The sequence below is a fragment of the Kitasatospora sp. NPDC085879 genome (assembly GCF_040686255.1).
Lineage (GTDB): Bacteria > Actinomycetota > Actinomycetes > Streptomycetales > Streptomycetaceae > Kitasatospora.
Genome location: NZ_JBFBJZ010000019.1, coordinates 119,693 through 136,588, shown reverse-complemented (window position 1 = coordinate 136,588; position 16,896 = coordinate 119,693). Strand labels below are relative to the sequence as shown.

General features: G+C 71.7%; 14 protein-coding genes, 1 tRNA gene and 1 pseudogene. 4 read left to right on the top strand and 12 right to left on the bottom strand.

Going from position 1 to position 16,896, the window contains the following annotated elements; all coding sequences use genetic code 11:
• Positions 1–669 precede the first annotated feature (669 nt).
• Positions 670–742: transfer RNA gene (locus AB0P35_RS17240), tRNA-Arg, on the top strand.
• Positions 743–871: 129 nt separating this feature from the next.
• Here AB0P35_RS17240 and AB0P35_RS17235 read toward each other — a convergent pair.
• From AB0P35_RS17235 to AB0P35_RS17210, 6 genes and pseudogenes are all read right to left on the bottom strand, one after another.
• Entirely contained in the window at positions 872–1,075 is a 204-nt protein-coding gene (locus tag AB0P35_RS17235) for a hypothetical protein (RefSeq protein ID WP_363511435.1), read from the bottom strand.
• A 62-nt stretch (positions 1,076–1,137) separates the two neighbouring features.
• Positions 1,138–2,277: a site-specific integrase gene (locus tag AB0P35_RS17230; RefSeq protein WP_363511433.1), complete on the bottom strand. Its 1,140-nt coding sequence runs from the start codon at positions 2,275–2,277 to the stop codon at positions 1,138–1,140.
• Positions 2,277–2,414, bottom strand: coding sequence for a hypothetical protein (locus AB0P35_RS17225; protein WP_363511451.1), 138 nt, complete (start codon positions 2,412–2,414; stop codon positions 2,277–2,279). Before AB0P35_RS17225 ends, AB0P35_RS17230 begins: the two co-directional genes overlap by 1 nt.
• Positions 2,414–2,563 carry a hypothetical protein gene (locus AB0P35_RS17220; RefSeq protein WP_363511453.1) on the bottom strand — a complete coding sequence of 50 codons (150 nt, stop codon included), beginning with the start codon at positions 2,561–2,563 and terminating at the stop codon, positions 2,414–2,416. The genes AB0P35_RS17225 and AB0P35_RS17220 overlap by 1 nt, the downstream gene beginning before the upstream one ends.
• A 299-nt stretch (positions 2,564–2,862) precedes the next feature.
• Positions 2,863–4,202 (bottom strand): annotated as a pseudogene (locus AB0P35_RS17215) (YfjI family protein).
• Positions 4,203–4,508: 306 nt separating this feature from the next.
• On the bottom strand, positions 4,509–5,567 hold the full coding sequence (locus AB0P35_RS17210) for a bifunctional DNA primase/polymerase (protein WP_363511431.1): 1,059 nt from the start codon (positions 5,565–5,567) through the stop codon (positions 4,509–4,511).
• Between AB0P35_RS17210 and AB0P35_RS17205 the strand changes: the two genes are divergently transcribed.
• On the top strand, positions 5,529–5,837 hold the full coding sequence (locus AB0P35_RS17205; RefSeq protein ID WP_363511429.1) for a barstar family protein: 309 nt from the start codon (positions 5,529–5,531) through the stop codon (positions 5,835–5,837). The genes AB0P35_RS17210 and AB0P35_RS17205 overlap by 39 nt on opposite strands.
• Before the next feature lie 403 nt (positions 5,838–6,240).
• Here the strand turns inward: AB0P35_RS17205 and AB0P35_RS17200 are convergent, their stop codons facing one another.
• Positions 6,241–6,507 carry a hypothetical protein gene (locus tag AB0P35_RS17200; RefSeq protein ID WP_363511427.1) on the bottom strand — a complete coding sequence of 89 codons (267 nt, stop codon included), beginning with the start codon at positions 6,505–6,507 and terminating at the stop codon, positions 6,241–6,243.
• On the bottom strand, positions 6,504–6,713 hold the full coding sequence (locus AB0P35_RS17195; RefSeq protein WP_363511425.1) for a hypothetical protein: 210 nt from the start codon (positions 6,711–6,713) through the stop codon (positions 6,504–6,506). The genes AB0P35_RS17200 and AB0P35_RS17195 overlap by 4 nt, the downstream gene beginning before the upstream one ends.
• A gap of 66 nt (positions 6,714–6,779) precedes the next feature.
• Between AB0P35_RS17195 and AB0P35_RS17190 the strand changes: the two genes are divergently transcribed.
• Positions 6,780–6,941: a hypothetical protein gene (locus AB0P35_RS17190; protein ID WP_363511423.1), complete on the top strand. Its 162-nt coding sequence runs from the start codon at positions 6,780–6,782 to the stop codon at positions 6,939–6,941.
• 231 nt (positions 6,942–7,172) lie between these two features.
• Here the strand turns inward: AB0P35_RS17190 and AB0P35_RS17185 are convergent, their stop codons facing one another.
• The 3 genes from AB0P35_RS17185 to AB0P35_RS17175 form a co-directional block, all read right to left on the bottom strand.
• A complete protein-coding gene (locus tag AB0P35_RS17185; RefSeq protein ID WP_363511421.1) occupies positions 7,173–7,322 on the bottom strand; it encodes a hypothetical protein in 150 nt (49 codons plus the stop codon).
• 273 nt (positions 7,323–7,595) lie between these two features.
• A complete protein-coding gene (locus AB0P35_RS17180) occupies positions 7,596–9,071 on the bottom strand; it encodes a hypothetical protein (RefSeq protein WP_363511419.1) in 1,476 nt (491 codons plus the stop codon).
• Positions 9,072–9,340: 269 nt separating this feature from the next.
• Complete coding sequence (locus tag AB0P35_RS17175) at positions 9,341–9,877, bottom strand: hypothetical protein (RefSeq protein WP_363511417.1); 537 nt, start codon at positions 9,875–9,877, stop codon at positions 9,341–9,343.
• Between the two features lie 1,024 nt (positions 9,878–10,901).
• Here AB0P35_RS17175 and AB0P35_RS17170 point away from each other — a divergent pair.
• Positions 10,902–13,220 (top strand): right-handed parallel beta-helix repeat-containing protein, encoded by a 2,319-nt coding sequence (locus AB0P35_RS17170; protein ID WP_363511415.1) that lies wholly within the window; start codon positions 10,902–10,904, stop codon positions 13,218–13,220.
• Between the two features lie 79 nt (positions 13,221–13,299).
• On the opposite strand, the gene AB0P35_RS17165 is transcribed toward AB0P35_RS17170, so the two are convergent.
• Positions 13,300–16,680, bottom strand: a complete 3,381-nt coding sequence (locus AB0P35_RS17165) for an N-acetylmuramoyl-L-alanine amidase (protein WP_363511413.1) — start codon at positions 16,678–16,680, stop codon at positions 13,300–13,302.
• Positions 16,681–16,896: the final 216 nt, after the last annotated feature.

The following is a 16,896-nucleotide window of genomic DNA, read 5'->3' as shown; positions in this document are numbered from 1 at the left end:
TTCTCGGCCTCGTTGTAGGTCGGGATGATCACCAGCACCCTGCCGAGATCGGCGAAGGTGGTCTCCTCAGGGGCAGTCACGGCACAGCCTTTCGATCGGCAGCGGGGCACGGATGGCCCGGCGCGGGTGCCGCCTCGGCCGCCGGGCGGCGGACCAGCAGCGACACCGTCAGCCCGGGACTGTGCCGGACCTCGGCCGGGACGAACGCGGCCCGGAGGGCCCGGGCCTGTCCGGCCGGGAACCGCTCGTACGGATCGTCGCCCGTGCCGATGTAACGACCCAGACGCGCCTCTCGTCACCGACACAGGCCGCCGGGACCGGACACTCGCCCGCGAAGAGGACGTGTGCGGCCGCCGTGCCCTCCGGACGAAGACCTGTCGCAGGCGGACCCCGGCCGACAGGTAAGGAGGAGACGGCCGGGCCGACCACCATCCCGTTCCAGGCCGCTGCCGGCCGCGACCAGGCCCGGTACCGGCCCGGCGCCCTCCCGTCGGATGATCTGTACGTATCCATCCATCGGCTGCCAACCCGGACATCACGGCCGACCAGGAACAGCTGGTCCCCGCCCCCGGGACCTGCCGCCGCACACGATCGCCGAGCGCCGTATCCGCTAGTCTGTCTGCCGTCGGCCGAACACCGCCCGCCCCGCGCAGGCACTCGGCAGGCCCCGCCTCAGTAGCTCAGGGGATAGAGCACGGCTCTCCTAAAGCCGGTGTCGCAGGTTCGAATCCTGCCTGGGGCACAGCACCGGAAACACGAAAAGGCCCAGGCCAGAGGGAGCATCCCTCCGACCTGGGCCTTCGTCGTGCCGCGCCGCTAGTCCTGCCGTGCCCCATCCGTGCCCGTAGCCCCGGCTGTCGGAGCTGACCGGTCAGGTGTAGACGTTGCGGCCATACTCCTCGCGGCTCACCCGGAAGTCGTCCGGCCGGTCACGGCGGAGTTCCTCGTACCGCAGCGCGAACACGTCGAGCGCTTCGTGGAGCGTGCAGCCGGACGCGTCTCTGATCGCCTTGAGCGCACGGATGATCTGGTGGTCCAGAATGTGGCGGTCCACGCTCTCGGGCAGATTTTCCATGAGGGGACCGTACCGATCGGCGTTCAACCGCGCCGGTCAATATCGCCTGGCAGATGGCCAGATCACTTGTCGCCGGGTGCCGACGAACCCCGCTCGCCGAGCGCCCGGTGGACGGCCTCACCCATCCTGTCGGCGATGGCCCGGTCACGGTCGCTGGTCATGTGCTGGTAGATCAGCGCGGCCCGCGTGGTGCTGTGCCCCATCCTCGTCATCAGCTCCCGGGTGCTCGCGCCGTTCTGCGAGGCGATGGTGTTCCCGGTGTGCCGCAGATCGTGGAAGTGCACGTCTTCGCTGACACCGGCCTTGGCCTTCGCCTTCACCCAGTCCTCCCGGAAGTTGCTCCGGCGGAGCTGCCCGCCGCGCGGACCGAGGAACAGGTGCCCGTCCGCCCCCGGCCCGGAAAACGTCTCCAGGTGGCGGGCCAGGTCCGGCACGATCTGGCTCGGGAAGGCCACCGGCCGGAAGCCCGCCGCGCTCTTCGGCGCCTTGTCGAGCAGCCGACCGCTGTACAGCTCGGCCTGGTTCCGGCGCACTCGGACGAGCCGCTCCTCCAGGTCGACGTCCCGTCGGCGGAGCGCCGCCAGCTCGCCGAAGCGGAGCGTGGTGAACGCGGTCAGCAGCACCAGGGCCCGCCAGCGCGTGCCGATGGCGTCCGCGACGGCGAACACCTCCTGCACCGTGAGCACGGGCCGCTCCGGCACGTCGTAGGTGTCGGCGCCCTTGATCCGGCACGGATTGCGCTTGATCAGCTCGTCGTCCACAGCGGTGTTCATGATGGCTCGCAGCATCTGGTACGCCTTGACCACGGTCGGCTCACCGACCGACTCCAGCAGCCCGGAACGCCAGGACCGCACGCGCGGCGCGGTGATCTCGGAGACGAACCTCCCGCCCAGGACCGGCGCGATGTGGAGGCGGAGGACCGTCTCGTAGCGCTCCCGGGTGGTCTCCTCCAGCTTCCGCTCCCTGAGCCAACGCTCTGCGTACTCGCCGAAGTTCACGCACCCCGCGTCGGGGTCGGACCACACGTCGCGGCTGATGTCGGCCTCGATCTGGCTGAGCCTGACCTCGGCGTCGGTCTTGGTGGCGTACGTCTTCTCGTCGGGCCTGCGCTGGCCCGTCACGGGGTCGTAGTAGCGGACCTGCCAGCGCCCGGAGGGGAGTTGGCGGACGGCGCCGAAGCGGCGGCGGGTGTTCTTGGGCATCAGGCGGCGCTCCTGCGGTTGGGGCGGCGGGCTGCGATGGGCTGCACGGTGTTGGCGGCGATGAGCTCGATGACGGCGGACTCCGGGATGCGGACGAGTCGGCCGACCTTGACGTAGGTGATGCGGCGTTCCTCGATCAGCCGACGGGGTAGCGTTCGCCGCTGGTTTCCCAGGTGCCGAGCAGCTTGGCGACCTCCTTGACGTTCAGCAGCCGGTCCGGCGGCTGCGGCCGGTCGTCGCGGGTGGTGCGGGCCGCACGGCGGTTCTTGGGCGTGGCGGTCGCCATCGGTTGAGCCTCCAGAGCGCGGACGGAGTGGCAGAGGGGCGCCGCAGAACCCGCCGAACCTGCAAAACCTCCCGAGAGGGGTTCTGAGCTGTGGGTTTGCGGTTGATCTTGGGTTCCGCAAAACCTCCGGAAACTCCGCAAAACCTCCGGGCCCTGGCCTGTGAGTTCGGGGCGGTGGGGTTCTGCGGGAGTTTCCGAAGGTTTTGCGGGAGCGGGTGGCCTGCGCGTTTGTGCAGGTCGGGTGGGGTACGACGGGGTTTTGCAGGTTCTGCGGGTTCTGCGGTGGGTTTCCGGGCTGGTCAGGCTCCGGGGTGGGTGACGGTGGGGTGGGTCTGGTAGCGCGGGGACAGTGGCCGGCCGCCGCGGCCGGTGCGCTTGGGGGCCTCGGTCTGGCGGATCCAACCGTGGTCTTCCAGCAAGGCGAGGGCGGGGTCGAGGTCGGCGACGGTGGGGAAGTCCGCGCGGGGCAGGGCGTTGAACAGCTCGCGGCGGCTGATGGACTCGCGGGGGTTGGCGGCGAGCCAGGCGAGGGCGGTGCGGGCCTTGGCGAGGGCCGCGTCGCTGCCCATGGCGTCGAAGACGGCGAGGGCGTGGGCGGTGAAGTAGTCGCCGATGCGGCAGGCCCGGGTGAGGGTGTCGGCGGTGATGGGGCGGGTCCAGCCGTCGGTGGGGTGGGTGGCGAGGTGGAGCAGGCCGGCGATACGGCACACGGCGCCGTCGAGCTTTCCGGCCCAGGTGTCGATGTGGGCGAGCGGTCCGCCGGGCCGCAGGGCGGTTTCGGTGCGGCGCTGGTGGGTGAGCAGGGCGGCGTCGGCCTCGGGGCTGAGGGTGAGGACGGCCGGGTCGGTCCAGCCGGCCATGGCCAGGGCGAGGGCGGTCAGGGTCCGGGCGTAGGCGTCGGCGACGTGCGGGGGGGGATCAGGTCGGGGGTGAGGTTGCGGAATCCGACCATGGAGCGGGGCAGGGCGTAGAGGAATCGGGCGAGCAGGCCACGGTCGCCGAAGCCCTTGGCCTTGGCGATGTCGCGGAACACCGAGGGCTGCACGGCCAGGCCCATGGTGAGGGCGGGGGCTTCGAGGAACTGGGAGTCGCGGCCCTGCCGGTTGACGCGAAGCATGTCCCCGGCGTGGCCCTTGAGGAACACCTCCAGGTTGGGGGTGCCGGAGTAGCGGCCGGCGATGATGTCGAAGATGCCGCCCTCGGCGGAGATGACGGCCATCCGGCCGCCCTGCTCGGCCAGCAGCGTGGCCAGCCCCTCCGGGGTGACGTCGTCGGCGACCAGCTGCGGGCGGGCCGGAACGGCGGTGGTATCGGCGGCCTGGGCGAGGTCGATGGCCTCGGCGGTGAGGGCGTCGCGCTCGTCCGGGGCGGCGTTCGCGGCCTTGGCGGCGGCCTTCTCGGCGGCGACCCGGGCCAGCTTGGCGGTGGTCTCGGCCTCGGCCCGCACCGCGGCGTGCTGCTCGATCAGGGCCTTCTCGACCGCGAGCAGGGGGCGGGTCATCTCGGAGACGATCGCGGACTTGCGATTGCCCGGGGGCAGGGCGACGACGGTGAACAGGTTCACCTGCTCGCGCCACCGGCCGCGCACCGCGACGACGGCCCGCCCTCCACAGGCTGTGGACAGGGCGGCGAGGGCCATGCATCCGGCGAGGTCGGCAGGGGTCTGGGTCTCCTCCGCGGCGGCGGCGACCATCTCACCGAGCCACGCGGGCAGGGCCTCGGTCGGGAAGAGCGGCAGCGCGCGGGCCTGCCCGAGCGGCACAGGGGCGTCCACGCGTCCGTGGTCTCCGGCGGGGGCTCCAGCTTGTCCCAGTCCTCGCCGAACAGGCTGGTGACGTTGTCATACGGGCCGTCAGACGGGCCGGCGGGGATGGACACGGGCGGTTCCTCTCTGCGCTGCGGGTGCGGGGTCTGAGGGGTTGTGAGGGCCACCGACCACGGCGGGTCAGGGTGGGCAGGTGCAGGTGAGGGGGAGGCCAGGGAAGGCGGCTTTCCCTGGCCTCCCCCTGGCAGGGGCGGCAGGCCAGGCTGCGGGCCGCAGGTGGCGGGCGCCCTTGGCGAAGCCGCGCCGGATGGTCGCCGCGCATTCGCTGTGGTCGAGGCCGGTCGCTAGCGCGGCGGACAGCAGCTCGTCGTAGGCGGCGTCCTCGGCGACGGTGCCTGCGGCGATGAGGCGGCCGAGCGTGGCGGAGCAGGCGAACAGTCGCTTCGACCGGCCGGGCCTGCTCTGGGCGCGGACCTTGGCGGCCTCGCCCTCGATCGCGGCCCGGGCGTAGGCGCTCTGGTGGTGCACCCGCGCCGGCTGCACCGTTGCGACGGCCGCGGGTGCGGACGGGGGCGTGAGCAGGGCCAGCAGAGCGGGCGGGCACGGGGCGATGGTGTTCGGGTCGGTGCCGGGCGCGAACACGTACCGGCCGACCTCGCCGAGGGAGCCGGGGCCGACCAGGTAACCGGCCGGGCCGCGGACGTCGATTCCCGGCGCCACCTTCCCCACCGAGTTGGGGAACACCGCGCCGGGCAGGGCGGACAGCCACAGGTGCAGCCCGCCGGAGGGCGTGGCCACGGTGGCGGTCGACGGAAGTTCGAATGAGAGTTCGAGTGTGAGTTGGGCGAGGTCGGTGACGCCGTCGAGGCCGTTCTTTCGGTCGAGGTCGAGGCCAACCGGGTGGTGTGGGGCCCGTCCGCAGGCGATGCCGTAGCCGGTTGCCCACGGGGCCTTGGCGAACAGGGCGTCGATGCGGTCGTGGTCGGTGGTGGCGTCATGGACGCCGTGCCCCGGCCGGCCGCAGGCGGCGCGGCAGGTGTCGCGCTCGCGGCCGGGCGGATGGGGGCTGGGGATCGCCGGCCGCTTCGACCTCGCAAGCGGGAAGACGGCGAAGTCTCGGGCGGCGGCGTGGTGGGCAGCGGCCAGCGCACGGTCCCAAATGGTTATGGGCGTGTCCTCCTTGGTGGCTAGGTTGTGGTCATGGAAGAGAGCGAACTGGTGATCGATGTGCGGGGGCACCGAATTGACTCCCTCCGCGACTTTGTGGACGTGATCCTGACGGTCGAGCCGCGGGCCTTTCCCGAGTGGCAGGGGGCGAACCTGAACGCGCTGTGGGACACCTTCGGGAGCCGCGGCATCTCGGCGCTGATTGACAGTCACGACGTAGCGGTCATCCGCGCCGACCGCGCCGGCCTGCTGGCAGACGACAACCCGGCCGGGGCTGGACTGCGAAGCGTGTTCGACGAGCTCAACGCCGCCGAGCGGGCCCGCCTCGAACTCTTCGACTGACCTGGCCAGCCCAGCGTCGGCATGCTGCTCGGCACAGACCTTGTGCGCCGCGCGCCGGTTGTCGTCGCGGAGCGGGGTGAGGCGACCGCACCACCGGCAGGGCTTGTCGGTGGTGCGGTCGTAGTGGTGGGCGTCGCGCCAGTCGAGGACGGGCTCGGCCATCGCGGGTCAGTCGCGGGGTTGCCGTACTTGGCGTCCCAGCGGGCGATGGCCTCGTTCTGGATGCGGTCGGCGCGGGCCTCCAGGCGGGCGGTGGACTTGCCGCGGTTCTCGGCGCGCACGACGCGCACCCCGATGAGGAACAGGCGGGCGGCGTCGGTGAGGTTGTCGGCGCCCATCTGCCGCGGGTCGAGGTAGGTGCGCGGGTCCTTCTTGGCCATGGCGGTGTTCTCCCTGTCTGGGGTCAGGCGGCGCGGCGGTCGGTGGTGGGGAAGGGCAGGACGGTGGCGAGCTGCACCGGCTCCACGGGCGCCGCCTCGGGGGCGGGCTCGCCGCCCTGCGGCGGGGTGCCGTTGTCGGCGGCGGCGCGGTGGGCGGCGGATTCGGCGAGGACGGTGCGGACGGCCGCGGAGTCGGTGCGCCAGCCGCGCTGGGTGTGGAGGTAGGCGGCGGTGCCGGCGATGCCGGGGTCGAACAGGACGGCGGCGGTGACCAGGTCGGCGGTGTTCACGGGGTGGTGCCTCCGTTCGTGGTGGTGGCGAGGACGTCGAGCAGGTCGGTGCCGAGCAGGGCGAGGCGGCCGGTGATGGCCTGCCAGGACTCGTTGTCGATGTGCATCAGGGCGGCGAGGGCGGCGGCGGGCTGGTGGTCGGCGGCGGCGGTGAGGGCTTCGCGGAGGTGGACGGCCGCGAGCGGCCGGATCGCGGGGTGGGTCATGGCGGGGTCGGTCCTTCCACGGGGCCGCCCGGCCGGGGCCGGGCCGCGGGTGGTTAGGGTGCGCGCATGCGAGTGGTGAGAACGGTCCTGGTGACGTGCGTGGTCGGCGGCGCGGTGTTCGCGGTGCTTAGCTGGCTCGGCCAGGGCGACGCGGTCCGCGGAATCGCCGGACCGGCGGTGGTCGGGGTGTGCTGCGGCCTGGCCGCGGCCACCAAGGCCCGGAAGTGAACCGGCCCGCCGCTACCGGTTGCTGAGCGCGTGGACGGCGGCGGTGAGCAGGGCGTTCACGGGGACCTGCGAGGCCGGTGGAGGCGGCGGTGAAGCCGGACAGCCACACGACGGCGGCGGCGCCGAAGCCGAGGCGGCGGAAGTACAGGAGCGCTCCGGCGCCGGCGGCCATCAGGAGCGCGGCGGACACGGTGACGAGCACGGTGGTTCTCCTCTCGGGGCGGTGCGCGGTTAGCGGTGGGCGTCGTCGCGGATGCGGCGGGCGACGGTGCGAGTAGCGGTGGCGTGGTTGTGCAGGCGGCGGCCGATCCGCAGTCGCCGGCCGGTGGCCTGGCAGCGTCGGCAGGGCTTCGGGCGGCGCGGGATGCGGCCGGTGGGCATGGCCGGTGGGCATGAGCAGGCCGGTGCCGGTGCACGTGCGGCAGCGGCCGAACGGGCTCACCCAGCACACCAGGCAGTAACACAGGGTGACGGATAGTAGGCAGGCGAGTGCCAGGACGGTGGGGGTCATGGAGGGGCCTCCCGGGGCGGTTTCGGGGGTTTGCGCAGGTGGGCCGCTATCCGCTAGCGGCCAGCTCAGGACACGGATGGGGTGCTAGCGGGGGTGCTACCGGTAGCGGACCCACCCGCTACCGGTAGCACCGTTGCTGGCGGTCAGGCGGACCGCTGTCCGTCACGGCGCGTGATGGCATCCGTGATGCGGTCGCGCTCCACGCCGCGCCGGTTGGTCTGCCGGCCGTCGACCCGGCGGGAGATCTGCACCGTCTCCACGCCGTACGGCTTGAGGGCGGCGGCGAGCTGGTCGGCCTCCCACCCGCCGTACCGGTCCTCGTCCAGGGCGGCGAGCGCGGCGACCAGGGTCTCGGACCACACCTTGGCCTCCCCCGCCGGCCAGATGCTGACCAGGTCGTCCAGGATCCCGCCGGTGTTCTTCGCGCGCTCCGGGGTCTCGCCCGCCGCGACACCGGTGAGGGTGCCGGCGACGATGCGGGCGGCGCGGGCGCGGTCCATGATGCGGCCGGCGGCCGGGCCGTCGAGGTAGTAGGAGCGGACGATCTGCGCGTCGGTGGCGGCGCCGACCAGGTAGCCGATGCCCTTGTCGTTCGCGGTGAACGACGTGGCCCGCAACCCGTTCTTGTAGGAGCTGGTGCCGAGGACCATGTCGTTCTCGGTCTGGCCCATGACCCGCAGGCAGAACCGGATGCCCACGTTCGCGCTGACCCCGGACGGCAGGGACTTCACGTCGGGCCGCTGGGTCGCGAGCAGCAGGATGACGCCCATGGCGGGGCCGCGCTTGATGATGGCCTCCGAGAGGGTGCCGGCCTCCTTGCCGAAGGTGTCGTGGGAGTACAGCTCCTGGCACTCGTCGATGATCAGCACCAGCGGGTGCAGGCCGAGCTTCCGGTCGGCGGCCAGCTCCGGGGTGACCTTGTTCTCCGGGCGGCGTTCCTTCGGCAGCGATCGGATCACGGCGGCGCGGCGCTCCAGCTCCTTGTGCACGTAGCGGAGCGAGCCGACGGCGCCCTCGATGGTCTCGTCGTCGGCGCCGGACCCGTAGTCGGCGGCGACCTTGGCGGCGTCCTCCAGGTCGCCGGTGCCCTTGAGCTCCCACACGTGCAGCTCCGCGCTCGGGTCGAGCGCCGCGGCGAGCATCAGGACGCGGAGGGCGAAGGTCTTGCCGAACCGGGGCATGGCGCCGATCAGCACGTTCGCGAACATCAGCAGCATGCTGACGGAGCGGCCGCGCTGGTCGGTGCCGAACGGCAGCGGCTTGAACAGGCTGATCGTTCCGGCGGTGGCGAGCGGCCAGGCGGGGGCCTTGGTCTGGGACATGTCCTGGTCGCCGACCCACAGCATGAGGCGGCCGGCGTGCTGGTCGTGGACCGGCTCCGGCCACACGCACCCCAGCGGGCGGCGAAGTCCCGAGGCGAGGCGGTCGCGCTTGTCGATGATGTCGATCGCCGTCACGCCGTACGGGAGGTTGATGTCGGCGTGCCAGCCGTTGCCGTCGCGGGTGATCGGGGCGACGAACTTGATCCCGTCGCCGCCCTTGGCCATCGCCTTGTTGATCTCGGCGATGCCCATCGCGCCGAGTGCCCGCACCACGATGTCCGAGGTCAGGCGCTGCACCTTCGTCGCCGCGACCGCCCGGTCGATCAGGGGCCGGTCGGCCTGCCGGCCGGCCGCGCCGAGGGCCAGGGCCGCGGCGGTCGCGAGGGCGAGGGTGGTCCAGCACGGCAGGGGATGCCCTGTATGCGACGTAACGGCAGGGCAAAGCCGTTTGACGGTTGATCAGTGGGCGAGATTCCCAAGCTCAGGGCTTGACTGGACTGGTCAGCTTGACTTCGGTCATTGAGACTCCGCCACCCGCGTGCATTGGCTCTGACACGGGTGCTGCGTCAGCTCTCTATGACCAAACGCACCCCTGGCGCGAAGGCCGTGACTGCAGCCTGGAGACGCACGGGGTCCAGCTCGGCCCACGACAGCTTCTTACTTGCTGGCGGAAGCTCTGCTGCCACAGTCTTCGGGCGAAGGTAGTCCGGATGGCCGACGAGGGGTGGCGATCCGGCGCTTCGCTGAAGGCTTATGTACTGTCCCCTTGACCTCATGCTGTCGCCCATTCGAAGGTGCCACACGCGGATCCCCTCGATGTTCTCCCATGGAACGGTCTGCGTACGGGAGCCGGTTGGTAGTGGCACGCGACCCAACGTGACTCCGCGGTGATCGATCCTTACGGCGACGCGACGGCTGCTGGCCACCACAGCCGTCGCGACGAAGCCGATGCCGCCTGTAGTGAGCGCGATCAACCCGATGAACCACGTCGGTTCATGCAGGGTGATGGCGAGGGCAGTGGGAAGGAGGCTGAGGAGCGCCCCAACGACGGAGCGGCGGTGCCAGCCGTAGCGCGCCTCGTAGATAGAGGGGTGAGAGTCCATGGCCGTGATCATCTCCAACGTGGCCAGTGCGCGAAAGGGGATTCTGACGGCAACGCCAGGGGCTCCAGCGGACAACCACGGACAACCGGTGACAGAGGTCCGCAGGTCGGGCGGCCGGTCACGTTCAAGCTTGTGCTGTACGGCAGCGGAGCACCGCAACCACCGCAACCGCAGCTGACTTCACAAGGCGCCCATGGCCGCGTTGACCAGCCTGTGAGGCTCCCAGCGACCATCCCGCCGATAGTTCGCATCTAGCTGGTCTGCGGCACGTGGATGCAGGTCTGAGTGTCTAACTGCGTGACAACGGCTCCGGACGCCGGCGGACAACCGCGGACGTCGAGGGATCGTTCACACAGGTCAGCGGCACTGCACCCCCACATCACCCGAGCGCCCGGGTTGCTTCGGGACGAAGAGGCCACCGCGCCACCGGCTATGCGGTCGATCGCCGATGGATAGACCCCCCTGGCCTGGCTCGAACGGGCTGGTCCCCTCCACAACGGGCCGGAGCTGTGGGTTGCAGTCGCCGGCCGACGCAGGGCATGGGCAGATTACACGGAGCTCGCTGCCGTGCCGCAGTCGTGCCATGTTGGGCGGGGAGCCGCGGGGAGCCGCGGGGAGTTGCGGCTTGCGGCGGGGGAGAGGGCCTGAACTGCCCACCTGGTGATGTCGCAGGTCAGGCCGGAGGTCTGACGACTGTTCTCCTAATTTTGATGTCGCAGGTTCAGATCTGCCTGGGGCACAGCACCGCAGCTCTCCGGGGCCGGCTCACGAGGACGATCCTCGGAAGCCGGCCCTTTCGTCGTCGTGGAGGAGGGCAGGTCGGGGCGTCGTGACCCACATGTGGGTGCGGCTCTTCCGGTTTGTCCGGGGTGGGTGATTCGTCGGCGCAGGAGCCTTGGGAGCGGCGGGCGGTGTGTGCGGATACCCCCTGGTCGGGGTTCGGAGCGGTGTGGAATGATCCGCACGCGGTTCGTTCGAGCGCTTGTTCTGCGCTCCGGCCCGCTTCGCACACTTCGTTGAGCCCTTGGGGGGCATCATCAGAACACGACTTGGCATCCTGACGGGCGCCGCGATCATCGGCGCGGCCGGACTCCCGGCGGTCGGTGCCACCGGGGCGTCGGCCGCGTCCGGCACCCTCTACGTCAACAACGCGTCCGGGGCGCACTGCTCGAACTCCGGCCAGGGCACCGCGGCCCAGCCGTTCTGCACGGTCGCCGCGGCCGCGGCGAAGGTCCAGCCCGGCCAGACCGTGAGCATCGCCAAGGGCAACTACCCCGAGCACGTGAATCTCACCCGCTCGGGGACCGCCGAGGCGCCGATCACCTTCCTCGGTGTCGGCGGCCCGACCGCGCCCTACGGCGAGACCTCGACGGTCGGCCAGTCCTTCGGCCAGCTGCCGCACGCCTTCACGCTCTCCGGCGTCCAGCACGTGCGCCTCAAGAACCTGGACCTGCTCGGCAACAACGGTGCCGTGCTGGTGAACGGCGCGTCCGACGTCACCGTCTCCGACAACACGCTCAGCGGCAGCCCGGTGCCGGGCAACCCGGCGGTCCGGATCTCCGGTGCCGCGTCCGGGGTGTCGCTGCTGCGCAACCGTGTCCCGGGTCTCGGCGGGCTGGTCGAGGTCGGCCCCGGTGTCACGGGCACGGTCATCTCCGCCAACTCCGTCTCGACGAGCTCCAACCCGGCCGTGGTCGTGAACGGCGCGCCCGGCACCGTGATCGTCGGCAACACGCTGGCGGCGCACTGCAACGACGCCGTCCAGCTCACGGGTGCCGCCACCGGAGCGGTGGTCGAGAACAACGTGCTGTCGACCGCCGACGCGGACAACCACCTCAACCCGCTCTGCTCGGAGGCGTCCACGTTCGTCGGGCTGCGGGTGGCCGCAGAGGCGGCCGAGGGCGCCAAGGTCGCCTACAACGCCTTCGACGCCCAGGACGGCAGCCCTGCCTACAACTGGAAGGGCACCGCCTACGACGACGTCAAGGCCTTCGCCGCCGCCTCCGGCCAGGGCGACCACGACGTCATCGGTTCCGTCGAGATGCACAACTGGACGGGCGACTCCGGCCAGCTCGATTCGCCGCTGGTCGACTCGGCCGACGAGAACGCGCCCGGCATGCAGGACACCGACATGGGTGGAACCCGCGCGGTCGACGACCCGTGGGCACCCGACACCGGTACCGGCTCCGGCCGCCGCGACCGCGGTGCCACCGAGCTGACGAACTTCGGTACCCGGTACACCCCGACCGGCCCGGTCCGGCTGTTCGACACCCGCAGTGCGGTCGGCGTCGGGGGCACCACGGCCGTGGCACCCGGAGGCACCGTCGAACTGCCCGTCACCGGCCTCAACGGCGTTCCGGCGGACGGCGTGACCGCGGTGACCATGAACGTCACCGTCACCGCACCCACCGGTCCCGGCTTCCTGACCGTCTACCCGCACGGCGAAGCCCGTCCGACCGCCTCCAGCCTCAACTGGACGTCGGGTCTGACGATCGCCAACCTGGTGACCGTTCAGGTCAAGGACGGCAAGGTCGCCTTCTACAACGGCAGCGCGGGCACGGTGCACGTGGTGGCCGACCTGTTCGGCTACTTCTCCACCCAGGGCAGCGGCTTCACCCCGAAGAACCCCGAGCGCCTCCTGGACACCCGCAGCGCGATCGGCGCCCCGAAGGCACCGCTGGCGGCGGACTCGACGCTGGACCTCCAGCTTCCCGGCCTGCCGGCGGACGTCCGCGCGGTGACGCTCAACGTCACGGTCACCGAGCCCACCGGGCCCGGCTACCTGACCGTCTACCCGCACGGCGACACCCGCCCGACCACCTCCAACATCAACTGGAGTGCCGGGCAGACCATCCCGAACCTGGTCACCGTACCGGTGAAGGACGGCAAGGTCTCGCTGTACAGCGGCGGCGGCAAGGGCACCGTCCAGGTGATCGCCGACCTCGCGGGCTACTACACGGCCTCCGGCGGCGACATGTTCCACGCCTCGGCGCCCACCCGGGTGATCGACACCCGCCAGCCGTGGTTCGCCAGCGGCGTCGGGGAGTGGAAGCCGGCCGCGCCCATCGGCGGACGGCAGACGCTGAACCTGCGGGCCATCGAGGGCGGCACCGCGGTCTCCATGAACGTCACCGTGACCAACACGGCGGCCGCCGGCTTCCTGACGATCCACCCCAACGGCAGCGCCCGTCCGACGGTCTCCAACCTCAACTGGGTGAAGGACCAGACGATTCCGAACGCCGCCGTGGTCGCCACCGACGAGGCCGGCCAGATCGCCCTCTACAACGGCAGCGTGGCGAACGTGGACGTGATCGCCGACGTCAACGGCTACTACGCGCACTGACCGGGCACAGCGAACGGCCGTGGCCCGGCCCCCACTGCGGGGGCCGGGCCACGGCCGTTCTGTCGTCCGACCCCGGCGATCAGCCGGTGTAGTAGCCGGTGATGTCGGCCACCAGGTCGACGCTGCCGAACCGGTTGTAGAAGGAGACCTTGCCGTCCTTCACCGGGACGACCACCAGGTTGGGGATCACCTGGCCCGCGGTGAAGTTGAGGTTGGAGACACCCGGGCGCTCGGTGCCCGCCGGGAAGACGGTCAGGTAGCCGCCCGCGGAGGGCTGTACGGCGGTGACGTTGAGGACGACCGCCGTCACGCCGGTGGTCGGCAGACCGGCCCGTCCGGCCACGGTGAGCGTCAGCGTCGAGTCCTGGCCGAGGCGTGCCGCCTTGCCGGTCGCCGTGCCGGTGCCGGTCCGGGTGTCCAGCAGGCGGCTCGGGCCGGTGCTGGTGAACTTCGCGGCGCCGCCCGGCGAGTAGTAGCCGGTGATGTCGGCGACCAGGTCGACGTTGCCGGCCCGGTTGTAGAGGCTGACCTTGCCGTCGGCTATCGGGACGATCACCTGGTTCGGGATGGTCTGCCCCGCACGGAAGTTCAGGTTCGACACCACGGGCAGCGCACTGCCGGTCGGGTAGACGGTGACGAAGCTGTCCGCGGTGGGGCCGGTGGCCGTCACGTTCAGCACCACGCCGGTGGCGTCCGCCGGGACACCGGTCAGCGTCAGGTCGAGGGTGCCGCCCGGGCCGACCGGGGCCTGCGCGGCACCGGTGCCGTTACGGGTGTCGAGCAGGCGGGTCGGCGTCATGGTGGTGAGCTTCGCCCCGCCGTCCGGCGCGTAGTAGCCCGACACGTCGGCGAGCAGGTCCACACTGCCGGCCCGGTTGTAGAGGTTCACCCGGCCGTTGACGACCGGCACCACCACGAGGTTCGGGACGGTCTGACCGGCGGTGAAGTTGAGGTTGGACGCGACCGGCCGCGGCTGGCCGTCCGGGTACACCGTGACGAAGCTGCCCGCGCTCGGCGCGACCGCCGTCACGTTGAGGATCACCGCGGTGGCACTCGCCGGGACACCCGTGGAGCCGCCGGTGACCTGCAGCGGAACGGTGCCGCCGGGGCCGACCTTGGCCTTGGCCGCGCCGAGGCCGGACCGGGTGTCCAGCAGGCGCGTCGGCGTGACCGGCGTGTAGCCGCCCGGCGCGGGCGTGGTCGCGGTGACCGCGTCGACGTCGGTCGACTTCAGGAACGCGAGCCGGTGGTTGTACCGGATCGGGTAGTAGGTGTCGTTGCCGACCACCAGGGTGCGGTCGTTCGGCGCGTCACCGTTGATGTTCTGCGCGTAGTAGTAGTCGCCGTACACCGGCTGGTCGGCCGCCGCCAGGTACGCCTGGCCGGCCGGGATCGTCGCCGTGTAGGCCACCGGGGCGAGGTTGCCCGAGTCGAAGATCGCGGCGATGGCCGGGTACGGCGTGTACGCGGCGCGCTCGGGGTACGCCCGCCCGTACACCGGGATCGACGACTGGCCGGCCTTCGGGACGAGCACGGTCTGCCCGGCGCGGTTGTCCGCCGCGGCGCTCTGGCCGTTCGGGTTGTAGAACCAGCCCTTGACGCTGCCGTACCAGATCGCCGTCCAGTCGCCCTGCTGGTCCGCGACCACGTAGCTGGTGCCGGCGACGGCCTTGGCCTTCCAGCTGGCGGCCTGGGTCGTGCCGCCGCCGATCAGCGGCGCGCTGTCGCTCGGCGAGGTCCGCAGGTAGACGAAGTTCTCCGGGCGGGCCGAGGTGTTGTCCACCGGGGGCATGTTGGTGGAGTCGAAGGCCGGGGCGATGGTGACCTTGCCGCCGACCAGGATCGGACCGCCGGTGCTGGCCCGGACGGGCGCGCCGACCAGGTCCATGTAGTGGTTCCAGTCCCAGAACGTGCCCGGGTCCCAGTGCATGCCGGCGATGTCCTGCTGGCGCGGGCCGGGCACGTCGTCGTGGCCGATGATGTGCTGCCGGTCCAGCGGCACGCCGAAGCGGTCCGCCAGGTAGCGGGTCAGCGAGGCCGAGGACTGGTACAGCTGCTCCGAGTACCAGGTCGCGTTGTTCGCCGGGAAGGCGTAGCCCTCGTGCTCGATGCCGATGCTGTGCATGTTGAGCGTCTTGTTGCCGGCGTGCCACGCGACGTTCTTGGTGTTCACCAGCTGCGTGACGTGGCCGTCCGAGGACCGCACGATGTAGTGCGCGCTGGCCTGCGTGGTCGGCTTCTGGAAGGTCGCGATCGAGCCCGCGAAGCCGCCCTCGGTGTCGTGGATGACGATGTAGTCGATCCGCTGGCCGTCGGCCGGGCGGTTCGCGACCGTGTAGTTGCCGAAGGACGTCGGGTCCGAGGCGTTGGTGAGCGCGTACGCCGCGGGCTGGAAGTCGCAGCCGAGACCGGCCGGGCACTCCACCGGGCCGGGCGCGTCCGCGGTGAGCGCACCCGAGGCGGGCAGGCCGGACGCCTGAACACCGCTGTACGACGCCAGGGTGGTGCGGGAGCCGGTGGTGGCGCCACGGGAGGCGGTGCCCCCGCCCGCCGTGCCGGAGCCCGGCGTCGCCGTGGCCTTGCCGGTGGACTTGCCCGTGGACTTGCCCGGCTTGGCGGGCTTGCCGGCCGGGCGCTTGGCCACCGGCGGAGCGACCGGAACGGACGTCTGCCCGTCGGCCGAGCTGAGCCGCAGCGCGGCCGAGTCGCCCGCGGTCACGGCCGGGGCCGGGGCCAGGGTGACCAGCTGGCCGTCCGAAGTGAGCCGGGAGGCGCCGACCTTGACGGTGCCGAGCACCCGGTCGGCGAAGTCGTCGCCGCCCTGCCCGGCCGGGGACTCGCTGAAGCGGGAGACCGCCGTGAACCAGGCCGCCGGGTCGCTCGACAGCGGCCGGCCGGCGTCCTTCTGGTACTTCACCAGCAGAGCGGCCGCGCCGCGGATGCTCTGCAGCGGATCCGTCTTCAGCTTGTCCGCCGGCTTGTCGATGAGCTTCGCCGCGCGGTCCAGGGTGTGCAGCGCCGGGGTGTCCTCGACCTGGACCGGCGGCGCGTCCTTGCGCACCGGGGCGTCGTCGCCCCGACCGTCCACCTCGGGACCGGGACCGGCGTCGATCGCCTTGGCCACCGCCGCCGGGTCGACCTGCGTCAGGCCCATCACGCTGAAGTTGCCCGTGGTGCTCGGCTCGCCGTGGTGCGACTCCCAGCGGGTCTGCTGGTACGAGAGCGCCAGCAGGACGCTCGCCGGCACCTTGAACTCGGCGGCCGCGTCGGCGAACTGGCGCTGCAGGACATCGGCGCCCGCGGTCGCCGCGGCCGGCGTCGTACCGGCCCCGGCCAGCAGGGCGAGGCCGGTGGCGGAGGCGGCCACCGCGGCGGTGATCGCCAGCGGTATCCGCAGCCGGTGCTTGCGTCTGTGCGCGGCGCCGCCGCTCTCGCGCTCGGCTCTGTGTGTGGCAGTCAACGGAGTCTGCGGACCTTCCCGTGCCCGTACCGGTCATGGGGGGACCGGAACCCATCTGGAGCCCGCCGCGCGGGCACTCGGCGGCATTCCGCCGGTGCGCCGTCACACGGAGAGCGACGCGAAGCTAGCACCCGGTGGGACGTTCACCATCCACCGGGGTCCGTCCTGTTCCAACGGACCGGCGGGACGCGGCGCAACGGTCGGCCACCCGGTGGG

Bases quoted from the DNA above. Each gene is read 5' to 3' on its own strand.
- AB0P35_RS17175 (WP_363511417.1), bottom strand. From the start codon at position 9,877: ATGGACTCTCACCCCTCTATCTACGAGGCGCGCTACGGCTGGCACCGC.
- AB0P35_RS17185 (WP_363511421.1), bottom strand. From the start codon at position 7,322: ATGCCCACCGGCCGCATCCCGCGCCGCCCGAAGCCCTGCCGACGCTGC.
- AB0P35_RS17235 (WP_363511435.1), bottom strand. From the start codon at position 1,075: ATGGAAAATCTGCCCGAGAGCGTGGACCGCCACATTCTGGACCACCAG.
- AB0P35_RS17190 (WP_363511423.1), top strand. From the start codon at position 6,780: ATGCGAGTGGTGAGAACGGTCCTGGTGACGTGCGTGGTCGGCGGCGCG.
- AB0P35_RS17230 (WP_363511433.1), bottom strand. From the start codon at position 2,277: ATGCCCAAGAACACCCGCCGCCGCTTCGGCGCCGTCCGCCAACTCCCC.
- AB0P35_RS17195 (WP_363511425.1), bottom strand. From the start codon at position 6,713: ATGACCCACCCCGCGATCCGGCCGCTCGCGGCCGTCCACCTCCGCGAA.
- AB0P35_RS17205 (WP_363511429.1), top strand. From the start codon at position 5,529: ATGGAAGAGAGCGAACTGGTGATCGATGTGCGGGGGCACCGAATTGAC.
- AB0P35_RS17220 (WP_363511453.1), bottom strand. From the start codon at position 2,563: ATGGCGACCGCCACGCCCAAGAACCGCCGTGCGGCCCGCACCACCCGC.